The following is a 21,900-nucleotide window of genomic DNA, read 5'->3' as shown; positions in this document are numbered from 1 at the left end:
GCATGAGCCTCGAGGCCGGCCGCGCCGGTGGACGTGAACCTCTCATCGTCGGTCACCGCGGAGCCTGCGGATACCGGCCCGAACACACCGTGGAGTCCTATCTGCTGGCCGCCCGTCTCGGCGCGGACTCCCTGGAGCCGGACCTCGTGATGACCTCCGACGGGCAGCTGATCTGCCGCCACGAGCCGGAGCTTTCCCGGACGACGGACGTGGCGACCCGGGCCGAGTTCGCCGACCGGCGTACGACGCGCCGGGTGGGGGAGAGCGAGGCGACCGGCTGGTTCGCCGAGGACTTCACGCTCGCCGAGATCGGGACCCTGTGGGCGACCGAGCGACTCGCTCAGCTACGACCGTCGAACACGATCTACCACGGCCGGTGCCGGGTGGCCTCCTTCGACGACCTCCTCCGCGTACGCGCTCAGGTGTCGCGGGAGCTCGGTCGCGAGATCGGTCTGAGCGTGGAACTGAAGGACCCGTCCCGGTACCGAGCGATGGGGATGGACATGGAGCGCGCCGTGCTCGACGGGTTGCGGCGGGGCGGCGCGGTGGACGGCAGCGTGCCGGCCTACCTGCAGTCCTTCGAGCTGCACAGTCTGATCCGCCTGCGCGACGAGCTCGGCGTCACGCTGCCGCTGATCTTCCTGCTGGAGAACGGCGGGGTGCCGCCCGGTTTCGGCAGTGGCGCGCACAAGGGCACCTACGACGAGCTCTTGTCCGCCCGCGGACTCAAGCTGCTGTCGACCTGGATCGACGGAGTGGGGCCGGGCAAGGCACGCGTCTTCCCGCGACGAACCGACGGCACGCTCGGGATGCCGAGTCGTCTGGTCCGCGACGCGCACGCCGCCGGACTGCTGGTGCACGTGTGGACCTTCCGCGCCGAGAACGCCTTCCTCGCCGAGGACATGCGGCGCGGCGGGCGCGAGGCGGACTGGGGCGACGTCCTCGGAGAGATGCGCCGGTTCCTGCGCGCCGGCGTCGACGCGTTGATCTGCGACCAGCCAGACCTCGCCGTCCTCGCCCGCGACGAGATGCTCAGCCGCCTGCCGTCCTGACACTGCGTGCGCACGGTGGCTCAGTCGGGACCGAGAGGCACAGGTCGGCCTGTGCCTCTCGGGCGTATCTGAGCCACCGTCACGTGTGCGACAAAAGACCGATCAGGCCTCGCCGCCCGCGTTGCCGGACGCCCCGGCCGTCACGTCGAGCAGCCGGTACTTCTCGGCGGCCTCGCGCGCCTTGGACGCGTCGATCTCGCCGCGGTCGGCGAGGGCCTGCAGCGCCCGCACCGCCATCGACGGACCGTCGATGTGGAAGAAGCGGCGCGCCGCCTGGCGGGTGTCGCTGAAGCCGAACCCGTCGGCGCCCAGGGTGACGTAGTCGCCCGGGACCCACTGGCCGATCTGGTCCTGCACCGCACGCATCCAGTCCGAGACCGCGATGATCGGCCCCGGGGCGTCCTGCAGGCGCCGGGTGACGTAGGGGACGCGGCGTTCCTCCTCGGGGTGCAGGAACGAGTGCTCGTCGCAGTCGAGGCCGTCACGGCGCAGTTCGTTCCACGAGGTCACCGACCACACGTCGGCCACGACGCCGAAGTCGTCCTTCAGCAGCTGCTGCGCCTCGAGCGCCCACGGCACACCGACACCGGAGGCGAGCAGCTGCACGCGCGGGGCGTCGTCGCCGACACCGTCGGAGCTGCCGTCGGCGATCCGGTGCATCCCGCGCAGGATCCCCTCGACGTCCACGTCCTCGGGCTCCGCCGGCTGCTGCATCGGCTCGTTGTAGACCGTGAGGTAGTAGATGACGTTCTCGGGATTGTCACCGAACATGCGGCGGATGCCGTCCTGCATGATGTGCGATGTCTCGTACGCGAACGCCGGATCGTAAGCGATGACAGCGGGATTCGTCGACGCCAGCAGCAGCGAGTGCCCGTCGGCGTGCTGCAGCCCCTCGCCGGTCAGCGTGGTGCGACCGGCGGTCGCGCCGATGAGGAATCCGCGCGCCATCTGGTCCGCGGCGGCCCAGATGAAGTCGGCCGTGCGCTGGAAGCCGAACATCGAGTAGAAGACGTAGATCGGCACCATCGGGATGCCGTGCGTGGCGTACGACGTGCCGACCGCGGTGAACGCCGCGACCGAGCCGCCCTCGTTGATGCCGAGGTGCAGGATCTGGCCGTCGGTGGCCTCCTTGTAGGCCAGCATCAGCTCGGCGTCCACGGAGGTGTAGTTCTGCCCGTGCGGGTTGTAGATCTTCGCCGTCGGGAAGAAGCTGTCCATCCCGAACGTGCGTGCCTCGTCGGGGATGATCGGCACGATGTGCTTGCCGAAGTCCTTGTCCCGCATCAGGTCTCGCAGTCCGCGGACGAACGCCATCGTCGTGGCGATCTGCTGTTTGCCCGACCCCTTCTTCGAGGACGCGTAGGCGCTGTCGCCAGGCAGTTTGAGCGAGATGCCCTCGGTGCGCCGGCTCGGCACTCCGCCGCCGAGCTTCGTACGCCGTTCGCGCAGATACTCGATCGCTGGGTCCTTCTCGCCGGGGTGGTAGTACGGCGGCAGGTAGGGGTTGTCCTCCAGCTGCTGGTCCGACACCGGAATCTCGAGCGAGTCGCGGAAGGTCTTCAGGTCGTCCAGGGCCAGCTTCTTCATCTGGTGCGTGGCGTTGCGGCCGGCGAAGTGGGTGCCGAGCGAGTAGCCCTTGATGGTGTGGGCCAGGATCACCGTCGGCTGGCCGTGGTGCTCCATGGCGGCCCGGTACGCGGCGTACACCTTGCGGTAGTCGTGGCCGCCGCGCTTGAGCTTCCACCAGATGTCCTCGTCGGACCAGTCCTTGACCATGTCGCGGGTGCGCGGGTCGCGGCCGAAGAAGTGCTCGCGCACGTAGGCGCCGTCGTTGGCGCGGAAGGTCTGGTAGTCCCCGTCCGGCGTGGTGTTCATTAGGTGCACGAGCGCGCCGTCGCGGTCCGCGCCGAGCAGGGTGTCCCACCCGCGGCCCCAGATGCACTTGATGACGTTCCATCCGGCGCCGCGGAAGAACGACTCCAGCTCCTGGATGATCTTGCCGTTGCCGCGCACCGGTCCGTCGAGCCGCTGCAGGTTGCAGTTGATGACGAAGGTGAGGTTGTCCAGCCCCTCCACGGCGGCCAACTGCAGCAGCCCGCGCGACTCCGGCTCGTCCATCTCGCCGTCGCCCAGGTAGGCCCAGACGTGCTGCTGGCTGGTGTCCTTCAGGCCGCGACCGTGCAGGTAGCGGTTGAACTGCGCCTGGTGGATGGCGTTCATCGGGCCGATGCCCATCGACACCGTCGGGAACTCCCAGAACCCCGGCATGTTGCGAGGGTGCGGGTAGGAGGGCAGACCCATCCGACGCCCGTCGACCCGGTGGGACTGCTCCTGCCGGAACCCGTCGAGCTGGTCCTCCGTGAGGCGTCCCTCGAGGTACGCGCGGGCGTAGATGCCCGGCGAGGCGTGGCCCTGGATGAAGATCTGGTCGCCGCCGCCGGGGTGGTCCTTGCCGCGGAAGAAGTGGTTGAAGCCGACCTCGTAGAGCGTTGCCGCGGAGGCGTACGTCGAGATGTGACCGCCCACGCCGACCTCGGGGCGCTGCGCGCGGTGCACCATGATCGCGGCGTTCCAGCGCATCCACGCGCGGTAGCGGCGTTCGACCTCCTCGTCGCCGGGGAACCACGGCTCGGACTCGGCGGGGATGGTGTTGATGTAGTCGGTCGCCGTCAACGACGGCACCCCGATCTGACGCTCGCGGGCGCGCTCCAGCATCTTGAGCATCACGTAGCGTGCTCGGGCCTGCCCGCCCTGGTCGATCACCGCGTCCAGCGAATCCAGCCACTCGGCTGTCTCTTCGGGATCGATGTCCGGCAACTGGCTGGGGATCCCGTTCAGGATCGGGCCCGTTTCTTCGCGTGCCACGAGTGGCTCCTCTCATGTGCGTACCGGACATCTTCTACCTGCGCGGTCGCCCGCTGCGAACCGCGGTCGGTTACTTTCGGGTACGAGCGGGTAGGGGCTATCTGGGCGGGTGGAGCCGATGCGGGATCGCGGATCGGTTGCAAATGCTGGCAGTTGCAGGTGGACTTAGCCGCGACATCCCCGAACCGTGCAGGACATCACCGACAGCGGGCCCCCCGGGGCCGGCGCAGAAAGGACGGCTGTGGACCGAGATGGAGAGGCGACGCTGAGCGGACGCCTCGGATTCGCCGACGGACAGATCGTGCAGGAGATCGGCTGGGACGACGACGCTGACGAGGGCTTCCGCGAAGCCGTCGAGGCGGTCATCGGCTCGCAGATCGAGGACGAGGACTTCGACGGTGTGGTCGACGCTGTGCTGCTCTGGTGGCGCGAGGGCGACGGGGACCTGATCGACGACTGCGTCGACGCCCTGTCCGGCCTGGCGGACAAGGGGTTCGTCGTGCTGCTGTCGCCGCGCAGCGGGCACCCGGACACGGTCGAGCCGGCGGACATCGAGGAGGCAGCGCAGACCGCGGGCCTGAAGGCCTCGGCGCCGGTGAAGGCCGGTGTCGAGTGGATCGCGACCAAGCTGGTCCAGGGCGGGACGGCGAAGCAGCGATGAGCCACCCCGCTGTCGGGTCGAAGGCTCCGGACTTCACCCTCAAGGACCAGTTCGGCCAGGACACCTCCCTGGCGTCCCTGCACGCCGACCGCGCCGTGCTGCTCGTGTTCTACCCCTTCGCGTTCTCGGGAATCTGCACCGGCGAGCTGTGCGAGATCCGCGACGACATCTCCCGGTTCGTCAACCCCGACGTCCAGGTCGTGGGCATCTCCTGCGACCCGATGTACACCCAGCGCGCCTGGGCCGACGACCAGGGCTACACGTTCCCGCTGCTGTCCGACTTCTGGCCGCACGGCGAGGTGGCACGCGCGTACGACGTCTTCCTGGAGCCGGCCGGGCTGGCGATCCGGGGCACGTTCCTCATCGACACCGACGGTGTCGTGCGGTGGACTTTGGTCAACGGGCCGGGCGAGGCGCGCGACTTCAGCGGGTTCCACGAGGCGCTCGCGACGCTCTGAGTCGATGGGCCGCGCATCCACGAGGTTCGCCGCGGAGTCTGGGAAGCTTCGCCCCATGAGTCATCAAGGGGATCAGGGCCGCTCGTCCGAAAGATACGCGGCGATGCCGCAGGAGGACGTCGGCCGTGGGAAGCCGGTCAGCACGGTGCCCAAGCCGCTCGACACCGCGGCGAAGCTCATGTTCCTCGGCGCGGCGCTGACCCTCTTCGGCGTGATCTACAGCTCGTTCAACACCGGGCGGGTCCGGGACGCGCTCGTCAAGAGCAACGACAAGAAGACCGGCAGCCAGCACCTCAGCGCGAGTGCCGTCGACACGGCGGTGCACGTCGCGATCGCGGCCTCCATCGTCATCGGCGTCCTCACGATGCTCATCTGGATCGCAATGGCCGTCCTCAACCGGCAGGGTCGCAACTGGGCGCGCATCGTGGCGACCGTGCTGTTCGGATTCTCGGCGCTGGGCTTCGTCTACACCGTGATCGCCGTGGCAGCGCAGGGCGGCGGCGCGCCGAGCGTCGTGGTGAGCGTCCTCAACTTCCTCATCGGGCTGGCCGTGATCATCCTGATCTGGCGCAAGGAGAGTTCGGCGTACTACCACCGCAACGACCCCCCGCAGCAGCAGTACGCCTGAATCCCCGAGTGGCATAGCTATGTATCGAGTGGCGCACCTACGAGTACGCCACTGGAAACATAGGTATGCCACTCGGCAGTGCGCGGTCGTCTAGGATCGCCACGCTCCGCGTATCGGGGCCTGTAGCTCAGTTGGTAGAGCACCGCGTTTACACCGCGGCTGTCGTCGGTTCGAGCCCGGCCGGGCCCACCACCGCATCCGTCGTCAGGCGGGCTGCCACAACTCCACGCGGTTGCCCTCGGGATCGGCGGCCCACCCGAACCGGCCGACGCCCTCCGGGTCCTGCACCTCGCCGATCACCTCGGTACCTCGGGCGCGCAACTGGGTGAGCATCGCGTCCAGGTCGCGGACCCGGAAGTTGAGCATCGTCTGCTGCTCGCGGGATCCGAAGTAGTCGTTGCCGGACCCGTACCGCGTACGGAGCTTCCGCCGCGGGGTGCGACGGGCGGGCCGCGGGCTGGTACGAATGGTCGCCATGACAACGAGTGCGCACGACGTGAGCCTGGCGCAGGTGGTGGCGGTGCTGGACGGGTCCTACCCGCCGGACACCGCAGCGTCGTGGGACCAGGTGGGGTTGGTCACCGGCGATCCGGGGCAGCCCGTACGCCGCGTGCACTTCGCCGTCGATCCCACCCGCGCCGTCGTCGACGAGGCCGTCGCGGCCGGGGCCGACCTGCTGGTCACGCACCACCCGCTGCTGCTGCGCGGGGTGCACTCGGTGGCCACCACCACCGCCAAGGGCGCGATCGTCACCACGGCCGTCGTCGCCGACCTCGCCATCTACTGCGCGCACACCAACGCCGACGTCGCCCGGCCCGGTGTCAACGACGCCCTGGCGGCTGCCGCGGGCCTGCCCGAGGACTGTCCGCCGCTCGCCACCGAGGACGGCCAGCCGATCGGTCGCGTGGGGCGGCTTCCCGAGCCGATCACCCTGCGCGAGTTCGCCACGCGCCTCGCCGACGCACTGCCGCCGACTCCGGTCGGCGTGCGGGTCGCCGGGGACCCGCATGCGCTCGTGCACACCGTGGCGGTGATGGGCGGGGCGGGCGACGACCGGTTCGACGACGTACGCGCGCACGGCGCCGATGTCTACGTCACGGCCGATCTGCGCCATCACCCCGCCCTCGAGGCGCGCGAGGAAGCAGGCGACGGCCCGCCATACTTGATCGACGCGGGGCACTACGCGACCGAGCACCTGTGGCTCGCCGCGGCGGCGTCGCGTCTCGCGGAGGCGCTGCAGGCACGTATCGTCACGCACGTCTCCGACCTACGGACCGACCCGTGGGATTTCACCGCGGGACGCTCGACCCCGGACCACACGTAAATACTTCAGGAGCCCCCGTGAAAGCTGACACCAGTCGCCAGTGGCGGTTGCTCGACCTGCAGAAGCTCGACACCCGCCTGGACCAGATCGCGCACCGGGAGCGCACCCTGCCGCTCAACGCGCAGGTCGAGCAGGCCCAGCGGCAGGTCGACACCTCCGAGGAGGAGGTCGTCCTGGCCCGCACGGCGCTCTCGGACGTCGACCGCGAGATCACCCGCGCCGACGTCGATGTGCAGCAGGTGCGCGATCGCGCGGCCCGCAACCAGTCGCGGCTCGACGCCGGCCAGGGCAGCGCCAAGGACCTGCAGGCGCTGCAGCACGAACTGGAGGCGTTGGCACGGCGTCAGGGTGACCTGGAGGAGGTCGAGCTGGAGGTCATGGAGCGCGCCGAGGAGCTGCGCACCACGCTCACCCGCCGCGAGGAGGAGCTGCAGGTGGGTCGGGCCCGCCTGGAGCAGCTGGAGGACGAGCGCGGGGGAGAGCTGCGCGAGCTCACCTCAGAGCGTGAGCGGATCACGGCCGACCGTTCCAACGTCGCAGCGGGGGTCGGGCAGGACCTGCTCGACCTTTACACCCGTATTCGTGAGCAGCGCGGCGGTATCGGAGCGGCTGCCCTGGGCCAACGTCGGTGCGGCGGTTGCGGGTTGGAGATCGACCAGTCGGAGCTCGCGCGCATCCGCGGTGCCGCCGACGACGAGGTGCTGCGGCACGACGAGTGCGGACGCATCCTGGTGCGGACCGCCGAATCGGGGCTCTGAGCCGGTGGTGCGCGAACTCATCGTCGAGGCGGACGGCGGCTCCCGGGGCAATCCGGGGGTGGCCGGGTACGGCGCGCTGGTCCGGGACGCCGCGTCGGGGGAGCTGCTCGCCGAGCGTGCCGCGCCGCTGGGCAAGGCCAGCAACAACGTCGCGGAGTACTCCGGCCTGATCGCCGGGCTCGAGGCGGCGGAGGCGATCGATCCGGGGGCGCGGGTCGCCGTACGGATGGATTCCAAGCTGGTCGTCGAGCAGATGGCCGGTCGATGGAAGATCAAGCACGAGGACATGAAGAGGCTTGCGCTGGAGGCGAACTCGTTCGTACGCCGACGCCGCGCTCTGGGTGGGGACGTCACCTGGACCTGGATCCCGCGTGAGATCAACAAGGATGCCGACAAGCTCAGCAACGACGGCATGGACGGGCGACACGTCGTCCGCGACCTCTGGAGCTCCGAACACACCCATGCGCAGGCGGCGGCTCCGGAGGGGTCCGAGCCGGCGTCGGCGCCGGCCGGTGGTGCTGACGCGACGGACCACACCGGGACCCTGTTCGACACCGAACCCGTTGCAGCCCAGCCGCCCTCGCGCCCCGCTGCATCGCGAGGGCCGGATCCCGCGACGGCGACCACCGTCGTGCTGCTGCGCCACGGCGTCACCGACTTCACCGTCGGGCACAAGCTCGACGGGCGCGGTGGGGCCGATCCCAGCCTGAACGCGCGAGGACGGCAGCAGGCGGCAGCCGCAGCGGACGAACTCGCCGACCGGCTCACCGGTCCCGTGCAGGTCGTGTCCTCGTCGCTCGCTCGCGCCCGGGAGACCGGGGATGCCGCTGCGCGAGCGCTGGGCATGTCGCTCCGGGTCGACGCGGACTGGGACGAGCAGAGCGTCGGGACCTGGGACGGCCTGACCTTCACCGAGATCGAGGCCGAGTATCCGGCGCAGCTGGCGAAGATGCGCTCGCACGAGGACTTCCGGCCCGGCGGAGGTGAGTCGCACACCGAACTCGTGGCGCGGGTCGCCGCGGGGTTCCGACGCGCAGTGGACACCGCGGGGCCCGGCGGCACGGTGATCGTGGCGACCCACCGCAAACCCCTGATGGTCGTGCTCGCCCTGATCCTCGGGATCTCGGCGGAGACAGCGTGGATGCTGCAGGCCGACCCCGCCTCGCTGACCACGCTGCAGGTCTGGGCGGACGGGCGGGCCGTGGTGCAGAACCTCAACGTGACCCACCACCTGCCGTGACCGGATCCGAGAACCGCCCGGTGTCGTCTCTACGGTCGTTGCGCGCGGACGAGGTGGATGCCTGGCGGGACGAGGAGGTGCGCCGTCGCGCGCGGTGGCAGTTCGCCGTCTGCGGGCACGATGACGAGAGCGCACAGTCCGCGGCCGCGGACCTGGTGGACTCCTGGTGGGCGCTGGGGGAGTCGGACCCGTCAGCGAACGTGGTTCTCGTCGCCGGTGATTCGTTGTCCGACGGCTGGCTGTGGTGGCGACGCGACCCGCGCGACGGCGGGGTGCGGGTGGGCGACAGCACCCTGCCGCCCGCGCGCCTGCCGGACGCGGTGGCGGCCGTCACGGCGTACGCGGATCGGGTGGGCACCCGGATGATCGCCGCGGCGCACTGGCCCGGAGAGGCGCACGGTGGCGAACTCGCCGCCGCCCTGGGAGCCGAGCGTTCGGCGTCGCTGATGGACCTGACCTTCACGACCGCCGAGCCGGGCACGGACGACCGCCTGGAGCTGCGGGAGATGACGGCCGACCAGTTCGAGGACTACCGCGCCGAGGCCGTCGAGGGGTACGCGCACGAGCGGGGCGAGGCGGGTGAGCCGGCGGATGTCGCGATTGCCAACGCCCGGGAGTCGTACAACCGCCTTTTGCCCGACGGCCTGGCCTCCGAGGGGCAATGGCTCTGGACGGCGTACGACGGCGAGGTACCCGTCGGGCTGTTGTGGATCGGTGCGCAGCAGCCGCATGCCTTCGTCTACGACGTGCAGGTCTACCCGGGCCGACGACGGCGCGGCTACGGTCGCGCGATCATGCTCGCGGGAGCCGCCCATTGTCGAGCCGCCGGTCGAACGGGACTGGGACTCAACGTGTTCGCACCCAACACCGGTGCGCGGGCGCTGTACGACCAGCTGGGTTACCGACCCGTCGAGGACTTCTACCGGCGCCTTCTCTGACGTCGGGCGCGGCTGGCGACGGGTGTCGCGGCGCTCTCACTCACCGGATGACGAGGGTGGTCGCCACGACGGTGACGAGCGCGACGGCGGCGCTCTCGCCGATGAAGCGGATGGTGTTGATCTGCAGGCCTGCCCGTTTGCAGCGATCACGCCACAGGAGGGTGGCGAGCGACCCCCACGGCAGCACGATCGAGCCGGCGTTGACCCCCACGAGCAGGGCGAGAGCGCGTTGTGGGGTGTCGGTGGCGGTCGGACGCAGCGCGAGGTAGGCCGGGAGGTTGTTGACCACGTTCGCCGCCACGGCGCCGACGCCGGCGAGGCGCAGCAGGGCCGACGCCCCGTGCCCCGTCCCCACCAAGTCGGCCAGCGCTTTGTCCAATCCGTGCTGTCGGGCGATCTCGACGACGACGAAGAGGGCGAGCACCCCGAGCGCGAGCGTCCAGGGCACCGACAGCTCGCGCAATGCCGAGCGGTCCCGGACGGCGAGGACCGACACCAGCACGATCGCGGCGACGACGGCGGGGATGGCAGGGGTGATCCCGCTGACGAAGAGGGGAGCAAGCACCACGCAGGTGCATCCGGTGAGGATGACCAGCGCACGGTCGCGCGGGGCAGGCGCCTGCGGGACGTCGTACCGGCCGCGCAGCACCCTGGGATGCAGCACGGCGATCATGACGACGGTGGCGACAACGGCCGTCACGGCGGGGAGCCAGGCGGTCCGAAAGTACGCCGACTGGCCACCCAGGTGCGAGAACGTCTGCAGAGACAGCAGGTTGGTGAGGTTGGACACGGGGAGGATGAGAGAGGCCGTGTTCGCCAGCCACACGGCCGTGAGCGCGAACGGTAGCGGAGGCAGTTTGCATTGACGGGCGAGGGCCACGGCGACCGGGGACAGGAGGACCGCAGTCGTGTCGAGGCTGAGCACCGCGGTGCACGCCACGCAGAGGACGACCACCAACAGCCACAGGCGCACGGTGCGGCCGCCACCGGCCCGGCCCGCCCAGAACGCGGCCACGTCGAACAGGCCGGCCGTCTGGCAGACCTCCGCCACGATGCTGATGGCGACCAGGAAGATGAGCACCGGCCACACGGGCCCGAGCTCGTTGATCAGATGCGTCACAGGCCGATCATCGCGCAGACACGCTGAGCGACCACGGTCGCGCGGCCGTCGCCGGGGCCACGAGCTCGGTCTCGAACGTCGGTCGCAGGGCCTCCTGCAGGGCGCGCGGGGTGGTCGGCTCGGTCGGCAGTTCGCACAGGGCGCGGGTGACCAGGCCGCGGGTGTGCTTCGCCCCGTGGGTCGCCCCGGGCACCTCGATGCGCACCCAGCGGCGAGCGACGGGCCCGCGCGGGGTCCACGCGGCCGCGTATGTGCTGGAACGGCAGTCGACGACGAGCCGGCGTCCCGCGGCCGCGGTGAGCTGGTCGTCGAGTGGGGCGCGCCAGAGGCCGGCGAGCGGCCCGAGGCCTGGCAGGTTGACGGCCATCGACAGCCGGTACGGCGGCACCTTGTCGCCGAGTCGGAGGGCGCCGAAGGCTGCGGACTGCACCACGATCCAGCGACGCGCGCGGCGCAGCGCTGCGGGATCGAACGAAGCCAGATCCAGCGCGTCGTAGAGCACGCCGGTGTAGAGCTGGGCGACGGGCGTGGCCGGCGCCGCGCGCAGTCGGGTGTTGCGCGCGATGTCGTCGACCAGGTTCGGGCTGACGCCGAGCACGCTGGCCGCATCGGGACGCGTCGAGACGTCGCCCAGTGCGTCGAGCACGGCGGTGCGGGTGGCGCTGAGTGCGGGGAAGGAGAGCCGGTCGATGTCGAGCGCGGCGCCTCGGCTGCGGCCGTGCTTGGACTCCGACGGGGGCAGCAGCACGAGCACGACGGCACCCTAGAGGGATCGTTCACGGCTGAGGCGTGCAGGGGAGGAGTGAGGTGTTGGTGGTCCGCGGTCAAGGGCGCTGTCGGTGGGTGTGGACGACGTCACTTGATCGTGGGGGATGTGGATGATGTCTGCTCGAATCATGCTGTCGATGATGAGGATTCGCTTTATTTGCCCTTGCGCGTTGCTTCGAACGCGCGTACGATAAGGGGTAGATCGCATACCTGCCAGGCGACTGAAAAGGGGGTGGGTGCGGATGAGTGTCGAGGGGATCTCCCGGGTGCCGGATGCGCCGCTTCCGGCCTGTCCGTCGGTGCTGCCAGCCGGTCCTGGTGCGGCGGTCGGGTTGATGGAGGACTTAGGGGTGCTGGTCGCCCGGTTGGAGGACTGGCCCGGTGCGTTGTACCAGCTGAGTGAGACGCAACTGGGCCGGTTCGTCGCGTCGATGGTCGGCTTGTCGTCGCGGGCGGAGTCGCTGGCGGCGGTCGCGACCACGGAGGCGGTCACCCGCGGGACCGTGGCCCACTCCACGGCGACGGATGCGGGCGGTTGGGTCGCGGCGTGCGTCACCGAGGCCGGTGCTGCCGTTGGTACCTCAGAGAGCGGCACGCCGAATCGGGTTGTCGCCGAGGCGGTCGTATGCCGTCGTATCGGGGTGGTCGCCACGGGGTGTGCTGATCCGCGGAACTCGGTGGTGGCCGATGCGCTGGCCGCGGGAGTGGTGAGCGTGCACTGCGCGCAGGTCGCGTTGCGGGAGGCTCCCAAGGCGTTGCCGGTGATCCCCGGTGCCGATCGGGACGAGGTCCTCTCCTGGTACCTGGCCTTGTCGCACACCGGGGCCCGCACGTTGCGGGACCTGTCCGCGCGGATCATCGGCCGCTTCGCGCCCGAGGTGTTGACCGCCCAGGAGGAGCAGCAGCAGGCCTGCGAGACGCTGACCTGGGCGGACCTGCCGAACGGGTTGACGCGGTTGACCGCGGACCTGTCCACCGGTCACGCGGCAGTGATCAAACACGCCATCCAAGCCCTCGCCGCCCCCGCTCCCGCATCGTGCCCCGCCGCCGGTGGTGGTGTTGCTGCAGAGACCGACCCGGTATCCGGCCTGGGTGCCGGTGTCGTGGCCGAGCGGGACACCCGCACCCCCGGCAAGCGGCGCGCGGACGCGCTGGTGGAACTGGCCGACACTGCGGCCCGGTTGCTGGACGAGGACCGGTCCCACACCAGCGGCAACATCGGCAGGTCGGCCAAGATCGTCATCACCTTCGACCACCAGACCCTCATCGATCAGCTCACCACCGCAGGCCACCTACCCGGCACCGGGCGAACAATCAACGGTGACCTGCTCGACGCCGGCACCCTACGGCGGATGGCCTGCGACGCCGACCTCATCCCGGCGGTGCTCGGTGGCGCATCCGAACCACTCGACGTCGGGCGCACCAAACGGTTGTTCACCAGCGGACTCAGAACGGCGATCATCCACCGTGATGAAGGCTGCACCTTCCCCGGCTGCGACCGCCCACCGGACTGGTGCGACGCCCACCACATCACCCCCTGGTGGGCGGGTGGCGAAACCACCCTCACCAACGCCGCGCTGCTCTGCGCCAGGCACCACACCATCGTGCACCGCGACCTGCTCACCGCCACCGCCACCACCACCGGCGTCACCTGGAACCCCACCCCCGGACTCATGCCACAACAGCCCGGCCACCAAGGACGAGGCGCGGCATGAATCGGCTTCGACGATGCCCTATCCGTTCGTTCTGCATTCATGGTTTGCGGGCGCCCGTATCTGGGAATATGACAAGAGCGATGTCGGATCCGGCATCGGCACTCGAGGAAAGGAATCGACATGCTCGAGGACGACGACATCACCAGCAACGACAGTGGATCCGAGGGCCCCGCTGACGGCGGCGCATCCGGTACGTCGGGCCAGCACGACGGCGGCGCCGATGGTGGCGCGGGCGGCGGTGGATCCGAGGGTCCCGCTGACGGCGGCGCATCCGGTACGTCGGGTCAGCACGACGGCGGCGCGGACGGTGGCGCCGATGGTGGTGCGGGCGGCGGTGGATCCGAGGGTCCTGCCGACGGCGGCGCATCCGGTACGTCGGGTCAGCACGATGGCGGCGCGGACGGCGGCGCGGGTGGTGGGTCCGAGGGTCCCGCTGACGGCGGCGCATCCGGTACGTCGGGTCAGCACGACGGCGGCGCGGACGGCGGCGCGGGTGGTGGGTCCGAGGGTCCCGCTGACGGCGGCGCATCCGGTACGTCGGGTCAGCACGATGGCGGCGCCGACGGTGGCGCCGATGGTGGTGCGGGCGGCGGTGGATCCGAGGGTCCTGCCGACGGCGGCGCATCCGGTACGTCGGGCCAGCACGACGGCGGCGCGGACGGCTCAGCCTGATCCGCTCGTTCACGAAGGACGTCGGGCGGCGAGACGGACAGCGTCTCGTCGCCCGACGGACGTCCGCACGAGAAGGAGGACAGCCGTGACGCTCGACCCGCTGCAGCGCGCGACGGGCCTGTCGGCGCAGGAGTTCGCGTCGTCGTACTGGGCTCGGCAGCCTCTCCTTCGTCGTGCGGCCGAGCTGCCGGGTGATGGGTTCGCCGACCTGCTCGACCTCGATGCCGTCGACGAGCTGGTCTCCCGACGCGGCCTGCGCACGCCGTTCCTTCGGATGGCCAAGGACGGCGAGGTGCTCCCGGGGGCCCGCTTCACCCGCGGAGGTGGTGCCGGGGCCGAGATCGCCGACCAGGTAGCGGACGATCGAGTGCTCGCGGAGTTCGCCGATGGCGCCACCTTGGTGCTGCAGGGAATGCACCGGGTGTGGCCGCCGGTCATCGACTTCGGCGCCGCGCTCTCCGCGCAGCTCGGGCACCCGATCCAGGTCAACGCGTACATCACACCGGCCCAGAACACCGGGTTCTCCGCGCACTACGACGTGCACGATGTGTTCGTGCTGCAGTTCGCCGGGCGCAAGCGCTGGCGGATCCACGAGCCCGTCCTCGAGGCGCCCCTGCGCGATCAGCCCTGGGACCAGCGGCGCGGCGCAGTCCAGGCCCGCGCGAAGGAAGAACCGCTGATCGACACGGTGCTCGAGCCGGGCGACGCGCTCTATCTACCCCGGGGCTATCTGCACTCGGCCACCGCGCTCGGCGGCGTCTGCGGCCACCTGACGGTCGGTGTCCACCCCGTCACCCGGTCCTTCCTCGCCGAACAGGCACTGGCGACCCTGGTCGACGACGTCGAGCTGCGTCGTTCCCTGCCGATGGGAGTCGACCTCGCCGACCCGGCCGTGCTCGACACCGAGCTGAAGGCGACCCAGGACGCGTTGCACCGGGCCATCGATCGGCTCGACGTGGCGCGGGTCGCCGCGGCCGTCGGGCGCCACCTCGCCGACCGCACCCGCCCCCAGCCGCTGTCACCTCTTGCCCAGATCGACGCGGCGCAGTCGATCGGCCCGGACGACGCGGTCGTCGTACGACGCGGGCTGCGCTGGTCGCTGCGTCCGGCCGGCGACAAGGTCACGCTCGTCCTGGCCGGCCGCTCGCTCACCCTGCCCTCCTCCGTCGAGACCGGACTGCGCGAGTTGCTCTCCGGTCGGGTGGTCACGGTGGGACGCGTCCCCGACCTGGTCGTCGACGATGCGGTGACACTGGTGCGCCGGTTGCTGCGCGAAGGACTCGTCGTCCCCGCCGGCACTTCGTGACCGTGCCTCCGCCGCCCCCGCCGCCCCCGCCGCCCCCGCCGCCTTCGCTGCCCAGACCGCGCGAGACACCCGAGCGCTGCGCCTTCCGGGCAGACCTGCGCGGTGACCCGATGATCGGCACCGCGCCGCCGTCCGCGCGGCTCCTGCTCGTCGAGCAGCCCGGTCCGTGGGGTCGCCAGGGCCTGCAGGAGAGCCACGCCGACCCCGCGGTGGCCCTGCGGATCGACCACCTCGCCGCGGCTGTGGGTCTGCGGTTGCAGGCGATTCGACGTGCCGGACGCCACGCCGACGACGGTGGGGGCCACCGGGTGGCGGTCGCCGACGTACGCCCTGGCGTTGCACGGACGACCTGGTGGGCGGTCGACTCGCTCGACACCCTCGTCGGTCAGTTGGAATCCGCCAGCACTCTCGACGACGGGTGGCTTCCCGACGACGCGGTCATCGACCGTGAACCGCTGCTGCTGGTCTGCACGCACGGTCGTCACGACGCGTGTTGCGCGTTGCGCGGTCGCCCGCTCGCCGTCGCGTTGCAAGGGTTGTTGCCGGGGCGGGTGTGGGAGACCACGCACGTGGGCGGGGACAGGTTCGCAGCCAACCTGCTGGCTCTGCCGAGCGGTGCGCTCTATGGCCGGGTGACGCCGCAGGCCGCTCCCGAACTGGTCGACCGGATCGTCCGCGGCCAGGTATCCCCCCACTTCCTGCGCGGCTGGTTCGGGATGTCGCCGATCGCCCAGGCCGGGCTGGCCCACGCCCACCGCGAGCTGTCGATCCCGACCAACGGAGCGCTGGTCGTGCGGCGCGTCAGCCGGGTCGTCGACGATCGCGCCGAGGTGACGGTCAGCGGGCCCGACGGCGACGCCACGGTCGGCGTGGTCATGTCCTGGTCGGCGCCCGACCGGCTCACCTGCCTGGGGCCGTCGAACGCCCGCGCGCGGGTCTACCGGGCGGTCTCGCTGACGCCCGCAGGATGACCGGAATGCACGCCGGTGAGTCAGGACCCGAGACGGGTGCGCTGCGTACAGTGACCGGCATGCTGCCCCGTGTCGTCCGCGCGCCTCAGGCCGATCCGACGAGCGCCGACCCGGGGCCGCTGGAGCTGGCGTTCACGGCGATCCGGGCCGAGCACAAGCTGAGCCCGGACTACCCGCAGCCCGCCCTCGGTGAGGCCGAGAAGGCCGCGACGGCAACGCCGTTGCCGGACCGCGACGAGACGGCTGTGCCGTTCTTCACCATCGACCCGCCCGGCTCGACCGACCTGGACCAGGCCATGTATCTGGAGCGGACCGGCGACGGCTACCGGGTGCGCTACGCGATCGCCGACGTCGCGGCGTACGTCGCTCCCGGCGGCGCGCTCGACCAGGAGACGCGCGCTCGCGGCGAGACCGTCTACCTGCCCGACATGCGCGTGCCGCTGCACCCGACGCTGCTGAGCGAGGATGCCGCCAGCCTGCTGCCCGATCAGGTCCGCGGCGCGTACATCTGGGACATCGAGCTCGACGCGTCGGGCGACGTGCGGGACGCGCAGGTCTACCTGGCGCGGGTCCGCAGCACCGCGCGCCTCGACTATGACGGTGTCCAACAACAGGTCGGTGCCGACGCACCCGAAGGGCTGCGACTTCTGAAGGAGATCGGCGAGCTGCGGATCGCGTTGCAACGCAAGCGTGGTGGCGCCGATCTGCCGATGCCCGAGCAGGAAGTGCACCAGGACGAGGACGGCTCCTACCGGCTGCAGTTCCGACCGCCGGTGCCGAGCGAGGACTGGAACGCGCAGATCTCCCTGCTCGCCGGGATGTGTGCCGCGAGCATGATGATCGAGGCCAAGGTCGGCATCCTGCGCACGATGCCCGCGCCACCCCAGGACGCGATCGGCACCTTCCGGCGGCGCGCGGAAGCGCTCGGGATCACCTGGCCGCAGGGTGAGGCGTACGGCGAGTTCATCGCCTCCTTGGACCGCACCGACCCCAAGCACCTCGCGCTCATCCACGACGCGACCTCGCTCTTCCGCGGCGCCGGGTACACCCCGTTCGACGGTGAGGTGCCGGCGGAGACCGAGCAGGCCGCCGTCGCCGCGCCGTACGCGCACGTGACCGCTCCGCTGCGCCGGCTCGTCGACCGCTTCGGGCTCGCGATCTGCGAGGCGGTCAGCCGCGGTGCCGCGCCGCCGGATTGGGCGCGGCAGGCGCTGCCCACACTCCCGGACATCATGCGGTCGCGCGACCAGGTCGCCTCCGCGGTCGGTCACGCGTGCGACGACGCGGTCGAGGCGGCCGTGCTGAGCACGAGGGTCGGTGAGAGCTTCGAGGCCGTCGTGGTCGCCAAGAACGACAAGGGGATCCAGGTGCAGCTGCGTGACATCGCGGTGCTCGCCAGCTGCCCGGGGAACGCTGCTCCGGGCGAGGTCGTCCACGTGGTGCTGGTGGCCACGGACGTCGGCGCGCACACCGTCACCTTCCGGCTAGGGTGACCCCTCGTGGACGAGCTGGCCAGGCGGCCGCGTCGGGCACCCGCAGGGGTGCTCGCCGAGGAACGTCCGGACTCCACAGGGCAGGGTGATGGCTAACGGCCACCCGGGGTGACCCGCGGGAAAGTGCCACAGAAAACAGACCGCCGTCGTCGGTGCGGAAGGGCTTCGGCCCTGCCGCGGCGCGACGGTAAGGGTGAAACGGTGGTGTAAGAGACCACCAGCGTGCCGGGTGACCGGCGCGGCTCGGTAAACCCCACCCGGAGCAAGACCAGACAGCATGCGTTCGAGGGCGGCCCGCCCGAGCATGCGGGTAGGTCGCTCGAGGCCGTCGGCAACGACGGCCCTAGATGGATGGTCGCCACGGCGCCGCCGGCAACAGCGGCGCCGGACAGAATCCGGCGTACCGGCCAGCTCGTCCACCCCGCCCGTCGGAGGGTGGAGAAATCACCGAGGGGTGGGGAAATAAGATCACCCCTCGGTCTTCTCCCTACCCCTCGATGAAGCGGGCCGGCGTCACCAGGACGTTTCGCGAGGGCGACCCTCGTCGTAGCCGCTCGCGCTCTGTACGCCGACCACGGCGCGGTCGCGGAACTCCGCGATGCTGCGCGCACCGGCGTACGTGAAGCTGGAGCGCACCCCGGCGGCGATCCCGTCGATCAGGTCCTCGACGCCCGGCCGCTGCGGATCCAGGTACATCTTGGAGGAGGAGATGCCTTCCTCGAACATGCCGAGCCGGGCCCGGTCGAACGCGCTGCGCCCGGCGCTGCGGTTGCCGACCGCCCGCGCGGACGCCATCCCGAACGACTCCTTGTAGAGCCGTCCGTCGGCGTCCCGGTTGAGGTCGCCCGGGCTCTCCCAGGTGCCCGCGAACCACGAACCGATCATCACCGAGGACGCGCCGGCGGCGAGCGCGAGCGCCACGTCCCGTGGGTATTTCACGCCGCCGTCGGCCCAGACGTACGCGCCGAGATCGTCCGCGGCAGAGGCGCATTCGAGCACGGCGGAGAACTGCGGTCGGCCCACCCCGGTCATCATCCGCGTGGTGCACATGGCACCAGGACCGACACCCACCTTGACGATGTCGGCGCCGGCTGCGACGAGGTCGCGGGCGCCCTGCGCGGACACCACGTTGCCGGCGGCGAGCGGTATGCGTATGCCGGTCGCGTCCTCGTGCGCGTCCCGGGCGGCGCGGACCAGGCCGAGGGCGTCGATCATCTTGTCCTGGTGCCCGTGCGCGGTGTCGACCACGAGCACGTCGGCGCCCGCGGCCAGCATGGTCTTCGCCTTGTCGCCGACGTCGCCGTTGATACCAATGGCCACGCCGAGCGCCAGGCGGCCGTCGCCGTCGACGGCGGGGGAGTAGATGGTCGAGCGCAGGATGCCCTTGCGGGTGATCACCCCGGCCAGGACGCCATCCGGGCCGAGCACGGGCGCGAACTCCAGGTGCGCCTTCACCAGCACGTCGAACGTCTCCCGCAGATCCGCGTCCGCACGCACCGTGACGAGGTCCTCGCTCATGACCTGCCCCACGGTGGTGAAGCGGTCGACCCGCAGGCACTGCGACTCCTTGACGATGCCGACCGGGCGCCCGGCCCCGTCGACGACCACGGCCGCCCGGTGCGCCCGCTTGCCCATGAGCGCCAGCACGGCGCCGACCGGTTCGTCCGGGCTGATCGTCACCGGCGACTCGAAGACGGTGTGGCTCGCCTTCACCGCGTCGATCGTCTCCTGCACGGCGTGCACCGGGATGTCCTGCGGCAGCACCGCGATGCCGCCGCGACGGGCGACCGTCTCCGACATCCGTCGGCCGGACACCGCGGTCATGTTGGACACCACCAGGGGCAGCGTCGTCCCCACGCCGTCGGGCGTACGCAGGTCGACCTCCAGCCGACTGGTGACCGAGGACCGTGAGGGCACCATGAAGACGTCGTTGTAGGTCAGGTCGTGGGCCGGGAGTTCACCGATGAAACGCACTCCGAGATCCTACGGGCGGGCCGGTGGCGTCCCGGCGTACCGTGCGAACCATGCAGATCACACACCTGGGACACGCCTGCCTACTGGTCGAATACTCCTCCACCCGAGTGCTGATCGACCCCGGGAGCTTCTCGACGTACGACGGGCTGACCGGTCTGGACGCGATCCTGGTCACCCACCAACACGCCGATCACGTCGAGCCGGACAAGCTGGCCGCCCTGGTGGCCGCCAACCCGGGCGTGGCCGTGCACACCGACCCCGGCACGGCCGCGGAGCTGGACGACGTCGAGGTGTCCGTGACCCGGGAGGGCGAGCCGTTCACGATCGGCGAGGTCACCGTCGAGCCGTTCGGTGCTCAGCACGCTGTCATCACCGAGCAACTCCCGCGCATCGAGAACGTCGGTCTGCGGTTGACGGCGGCCGGTGAGCCCAGCCTCTTCCACCCGGGCGACGCGCTCGACGCCGAGCCCGGACCGGTCGACGTACTCGCCGTCCCGATCTGCGCACCGTGGTCCGCGCTCAAGGAGGTCATCGCCTTCGTACGCCGGATCGCACCCTCATCGATCGTCCCGATCCACGACGCGCTGCTGACCGAGGTCGGGCGAGGCATGTACGTCGGGCATGTGCAGCGGTTCGGGGCGGACGGCGGCGTGGAGTTGCGCGACCTCGCCGACGGTGCACCGGGGCGATTCTGACCTCCATCCACCGACGGGGGCGATCCGCTGGAAGGGGCGGCGGATAGCCTGCCGTCCATGACGCTCACGGTGACCCCTTGCCGCGATCAGGCCGACTGGGACGCGGTCGTCGACGGGGCCGGCGGCCATCCGCTGCAGCTCTGGGGGTGGGGTGCGCTGAAGTCGCGGTACGAGTGGAGCGCCGACCGTCTCGTCGTGCGGGACGGCGACCGCGTGGTCGGCAGCGCCCAGGTGCTGTTGCGCAAGCTGCCCCGTCCGTTCCGCAGCCTGGCCTACATCCCGCGCGGACCGCAGGCGGCCGAGGAGGACAGGGGAGCGGTGCTCGCCGCGCTCACCGAGTACGTCCGCACCACCCATCACCCCATCGCGCTCAGCATCGAGCCCGACTGGGAGCAGCCGGGCGCGCCGCTGGAGAAGGGCGCCGACGAGACCCAGATCGCTGCGCTGCAGGAGCGCCCACCGGTCGGATGGCTCGCGGAGGTGGCGGCCGCGGGTTTCCGGCGGAGCGCCAACACCGGCCTGATCCCGCGCACGCTCATCGTCGACGTACGCGCCGACGACGACACCCTGATGAAGGGCCTCACCTCCTCCACCCGGCAGAACGTGCGCAAGTCGTTCCGTGCCGAGGACGTCCGCTTCGGAGAAGTGACCACCGACGCCGACCTCGACGCCGTCCTGGCCATCAACCGGGCCACCGCCGAGCGTGCCGACTTCGCGGTGCACGACGACGCCTACCACCGCGGGATCCGCGATCTGCTCGGCGAGCGGTCCCGCCTGCTCGCGGCGTGGGAGGGCGAGGAGCTGGTCGCGTTCGTGTGGCTGGTCGTCTCCGGCACCACGGCGTTCGAGCTCTACGGCGGGGTCAACCCGCGCGGCATGAAACTGCGCCTCAACTACGGGCTGAAGTTCCACGCGATGACGCAGATGCGTGAGGCCGGGGTGTCGCGGTACGACTTCAACGGTCTGCTGAACGACGGGATCTCCGACTTCAAGCGGCAGTTCGCCGGTCACGAGGACCTGCTGATCGGCACTTGGGACGTGCCCCTGTCACCGCTCTACGCGACCTTCGAACGCGCGCTGCCCGTCGTACGCCGCGGGCTCAAGCGGGGCGTGCCCGCCGTCCGGGGCGCGCTGCGCGACCCGCGCGGCGCCGTCGAGGCCGCGGTCCGTGCCGCGCGGCCGGGCAAGCCGGAGGGCTCACCCGCCTGACGCGCGCGGGGCGACCGCGATCGCCACCGGGTGTCACCCCCTCGCCCTACCGT

Annotated in this window: 20 protein-coding genes, 1 tRNA gene and 1 other RNA gene; 16 read left to right on the top strand and 6 right to left on the bottom strand. The window is 70.9% G+C overall.

Annotated elements, in window-relative coordinates:
• Positions 1 to 2 precede the first annotated feature (2 nt).
• On the top strand, positions 3 to 1,052 hold the full coding sequence (locus tag J4030_RS05260) for a glycerophosphodiester phosphodiesterase family protein (RefSeq protein ID WP_208048167.1): 1,050 nt from the start codon (positions 3 to 5) through the stop codon (positions 1,050 to 1,052).
• A 102-nt stretch (positions 1,053 to 1,154) separates the two neighbouring features.
• Here J4030_RS05260 and aceE read toward each other — a convergent pair whose 3' ends face one another.
• On the bottom strand, positions 1,155 to 3,917 hold the full coding sequence (gene aceE, locus J4030_RS05255) for a pyruvate dehydrogenase (acetyl-transferring), homodimeric type (RefSeq protein ID WP_208048166.1): 2,763 nt from the start codon (positions 3,915 to 3,917) through the stop codon (positions 1,155 to 1,157).
• 241 nt (positions 3,918 to 4,158) lie between these two features.
• Here aceE and J4030_RS05250 point away from each other — a divergent pair, with 241 nt between their 5' ends.
• The 4 genes from J4030_RS05250 (at position 4,159) to J4030_RS05235 (ending at position 5,856) form a co-directional block, all read left to right on the top strand.
• Positions 4,159 to 4,578, top strand: a complete 420-nt coding sequence (locus tag J4030_RS05250; protein WP_208048165.1) for a DUF3052 domain-containing protein — start codon at positions 4,159 to 4,161, stop codon at positions 4,576 to 4,578.
• Entirely contained in the window at positions 4,575 to 5,036 is a 462-nt protein-coding gene (locus J4030_RS05245; RefSeq protein ID WP_208048164.1) for a peroxiredoxin, read from the top strand. Before J4030_RS05250 ends, J4030_RS05245 begins: the two co-directional genes overlap by 4 nt.
• 55 nt (positions 5,037 to 5,091) lie before the next feature.
• Complete coding sequence (locus tag J4030_RS05240; RefSeq protein WP_208048163.1) at positions 5,092 to 5,664, top strand: hypothetical protein; 573 nt, start codon at positions 5,092 to 5,094, stop codon at positions 5,662 to 5,664.
• Between the two features lie 116 nt (positions 5,665 to 5,780).
• Positions 5,781 to 5,856, top strand: a tRNA-Val gene (locus J4030_RS05235).
• A 12-nt stretch (positions 5,857 to 5,868) separates the two neighbouring features.
• Here J4030_RS05235 and J4030_RS05230 read toward each other — a convergent pair.
• On the bottom strand, positions 5,869 to 6,141 hold the full coding sequence (locus J4030_RS05230; RefSeq protein ID WP_208048162.1) for a VOC family protein: 273 nt from the start codon (positions 6,139 to 6,141) through the stop codon (positions 5,869 to 5,871).
• Here J4030_RS05230 and J4030_RS05225 point away from each other — a divergent pair.
• From J4030_RS05225 to J4030_RS18450, 4 genes are read left to right on the top strand one after another with little or no spacing between them, the layout of a single operon-like run.
• Positions 6,140 to 6,988 (top strand): Nif3-like dinuclear metal center hexameric protein, encoded by an 849-nt coding sequence (locus J4030_RS05225; RefSeq protein ID WP_208048161.1) that lies wholly within the window; start codon positions 6,140 to 6,142, stop codon positions 6,986 to 6,988. The two genes, J4030_RS05230 and J4030_RS05225, sit on opposite strands and share 2 nt — an antisense overlap.
• A gap of 17 nt (positions 6,989 to 7,005) precedes the next feature.
• Positions 7,006 to 7,746, top strand: coding sequence for a zinc ribbon domain-containing protein (locus J4030_RS05220; RefSeq protein ID WP_208048160.1), 741 nt, complete (start codon positions 7,006 to 7,008; stop codon positions 7,744 to 7,746).
• A 7-nt stretch (positions 7,747 to 7,753) separates the two neighbouring features.
• Entirely contained in the window at positions 7,754 to 8,986 is a 1,233-nt protein-coding gene (locus J4030_RS05215) for a bifunctional RNase H/acid phosphatase (protein WP_307864570.1), read from the top strand.
• A 20-nt stretch (positions 8,987 to 9,006) separates the two neighbouring features.
• On the top strand, positions 9,007 to 9,924 hold the full coding sequence (locus tag J4030_RS18450; RefSeq protein ID WP_208048158.1) for an N-acetyltransferase: 918 nt from the start codon (positions 9,007 to 9,009) through the stop codon (positions 9,922 to 9,924).
• A 40-nt stretch (positions 9,925 to 9,964) separates the two neighbouring features.
• On the opposite strand, the gene J4030_RS05205 is transcribed toward J4030_RS18450, so the two are convergent.
• A complete protein-coding gene (locus J4030_RS05205; protein ID WP_208048157.1) occupies positions 9,965 to 11,044 on the bottom strand; it encodes an SLC13 family permease in 1,080 nt (359 codons plus the stop codon).
• Between the two features lie 7 nt (positions 11,045 to 11,051).
• Complete coding sequence (locus J4030_RS05200; protein ID WP_208048156.1) at positions 11,052 to 11,798, bottom strand: YaaA family protein; 747 nt, start codon at positions 11,796 to 11,798, stop codon at positions 11,052 to 11,054.
• A 256-nt stretch (positions 11,799 to 12,054) separates the two neighbouring features.
• Between J4030_RS05200 and J4030_RS05195 the strand changes: the two genes are divergently transcribed.
• Positions 12,055 to 13,527, top strand: coding sequence for an HNH endonuclease signature motif containing protein (locus J4030_RS05195; RefSeq protein WP_208048155.1), 1,473 nt, complete (start codon positions 12,055 to 12,057; stop codon positions 13,525 to 13,527).
• A gap of 18 nt (positions 13,528 to 13,545) precedes the next feature.
• Here the strand turns inward: J4030_RS05195 and J4030_RS05190 are convergent, their stop codons facing one another.
• Positions 13,546 to 14,172, bottom strand: a complete 627-nt coding sequence (locus J4030_RS05190) for a hypothetical protein (RefSeq protein WP_208048240.1) — start codon at positions 14,170 to 14,172, stop codon at positions 13,546 to 13,548.
• A gap of 112 nt (positions 14,173 to 14,284) precedes the next feature.
• Here J4030_RS05190 and J4030_RS05185 point away from each other — a divergent pair, with 112 nt between their 5' ends.
• From J4030_RS05185 to rnpB, 4 genes are all read left to right on the top strand, one after another.
• The gene (locus J4030_RS05185) at positions 14,285 to 15,505 is read left to right on the top strand and encodes a JmjC domain-containing protein (RefSeq protein WP_307864569.1); all 1,221 of its coding nucleotides are present in this window, start codon (positions 14,285 to 14,287) and stop codon (positions 15,503 to 15,505) included.
• Between the two features lie 110 nt (positions 15,506 to 15,615).
• Positions 15,616 to 16,476, top strand: a complete 861-nt coding sequence (locus J4030_RS05180; protein WP_208048154.1) for a sucrase ferredoxin — start codon at positions 15,616 to 15,618, stop codon at positions 16,474 to 16,476.
• A 59-nt stretch (positions 16,477 to 16,535) separates the two neighbouring features.
• Positions 16,536 to 17,969, top strand: a complete 1,434-nt coding sequence (locus tag J4030_RS05175) for an RNB domain-containing ribonuclease (protein WP_208048153.1) — start codon at positions 16,536 to 16,538, stop codon at positions 17,967 to 17,969.
• An 11-nt stretch (positions 17,970 to 17,980) separates the two neighbouring features.
• An RNA gene (gene rnpB / locus J4030_RS05170) (RNase P RNA component class A) lies at positions 17,981 to 18,388 on the top strand.
• Positions 18,389 to 18,482: 94 nt separating this feature from the next.
• Here the strand turns inward: rnpB and J4030_RS05165 are convergent.
• Positions 18,483 to 19,943, bottom strand: a complete 1,461-nt coding sequence (locus tag J4030_RS05165) for a GuaB1 family IMP dehydrogenase-related protein (protein ID WP_208048152.1) — start codon at positions 19,941 to 19,943, stop codon at positions 18,483 to 18,485.
• A 50-nt stretch (positions 19,944 to 19,993) separates the two neighbouring features.
• Here J4030_RS05165 and J4030_RS05160 point away from each other — a divergent pair, with 50 nt between their 5' ends.
• Together J4030_RS05160 and J4030_RS05155 are read left to right on the top strand one after the other, a co-directional pair.
• Positions 19,994 to 20,638: an MBL fold metallo-hydrolase gene (locus J4030_RS05160; RefSeq protein WP_208048151.1), complete on the top strand. Its 645-nt coding sequence runs from the start codon at positions 19,994 to 19,996 to the stop codon at positions 20,636 to 20,638.
• Between the two features lie 57 nt (positions 20,639 to 20,695).
• Positions 20,696 to 21,847, top strand: coding sequence for a peptidoglycan bridge formation glycyltransferase FemA/FemB family protein (locus J4030_RS05155; protein WP_208048150.1), 1,152 nt, complete (start codon positions 20,696 to 20,698; stop codon positions 21,845 to 21,847).
• Positions 21,848 to 21,900: the final 53 nt, after the last annotated feature.

Origin of the sequence: Allobranchiibius sp. CTAmp26 (assembly GCF_017565405.1) — a bacterium.
In the GTDB taxonomy this organism is placed as follows: Bacteria; Actinomycetota; Actinomycetes; order Actinomycetales; family Dermatophilaceae; genus Allobranchiibius.
This window is presented reverse-complemented; position numbering and strand designations above follow the sequence as displayed.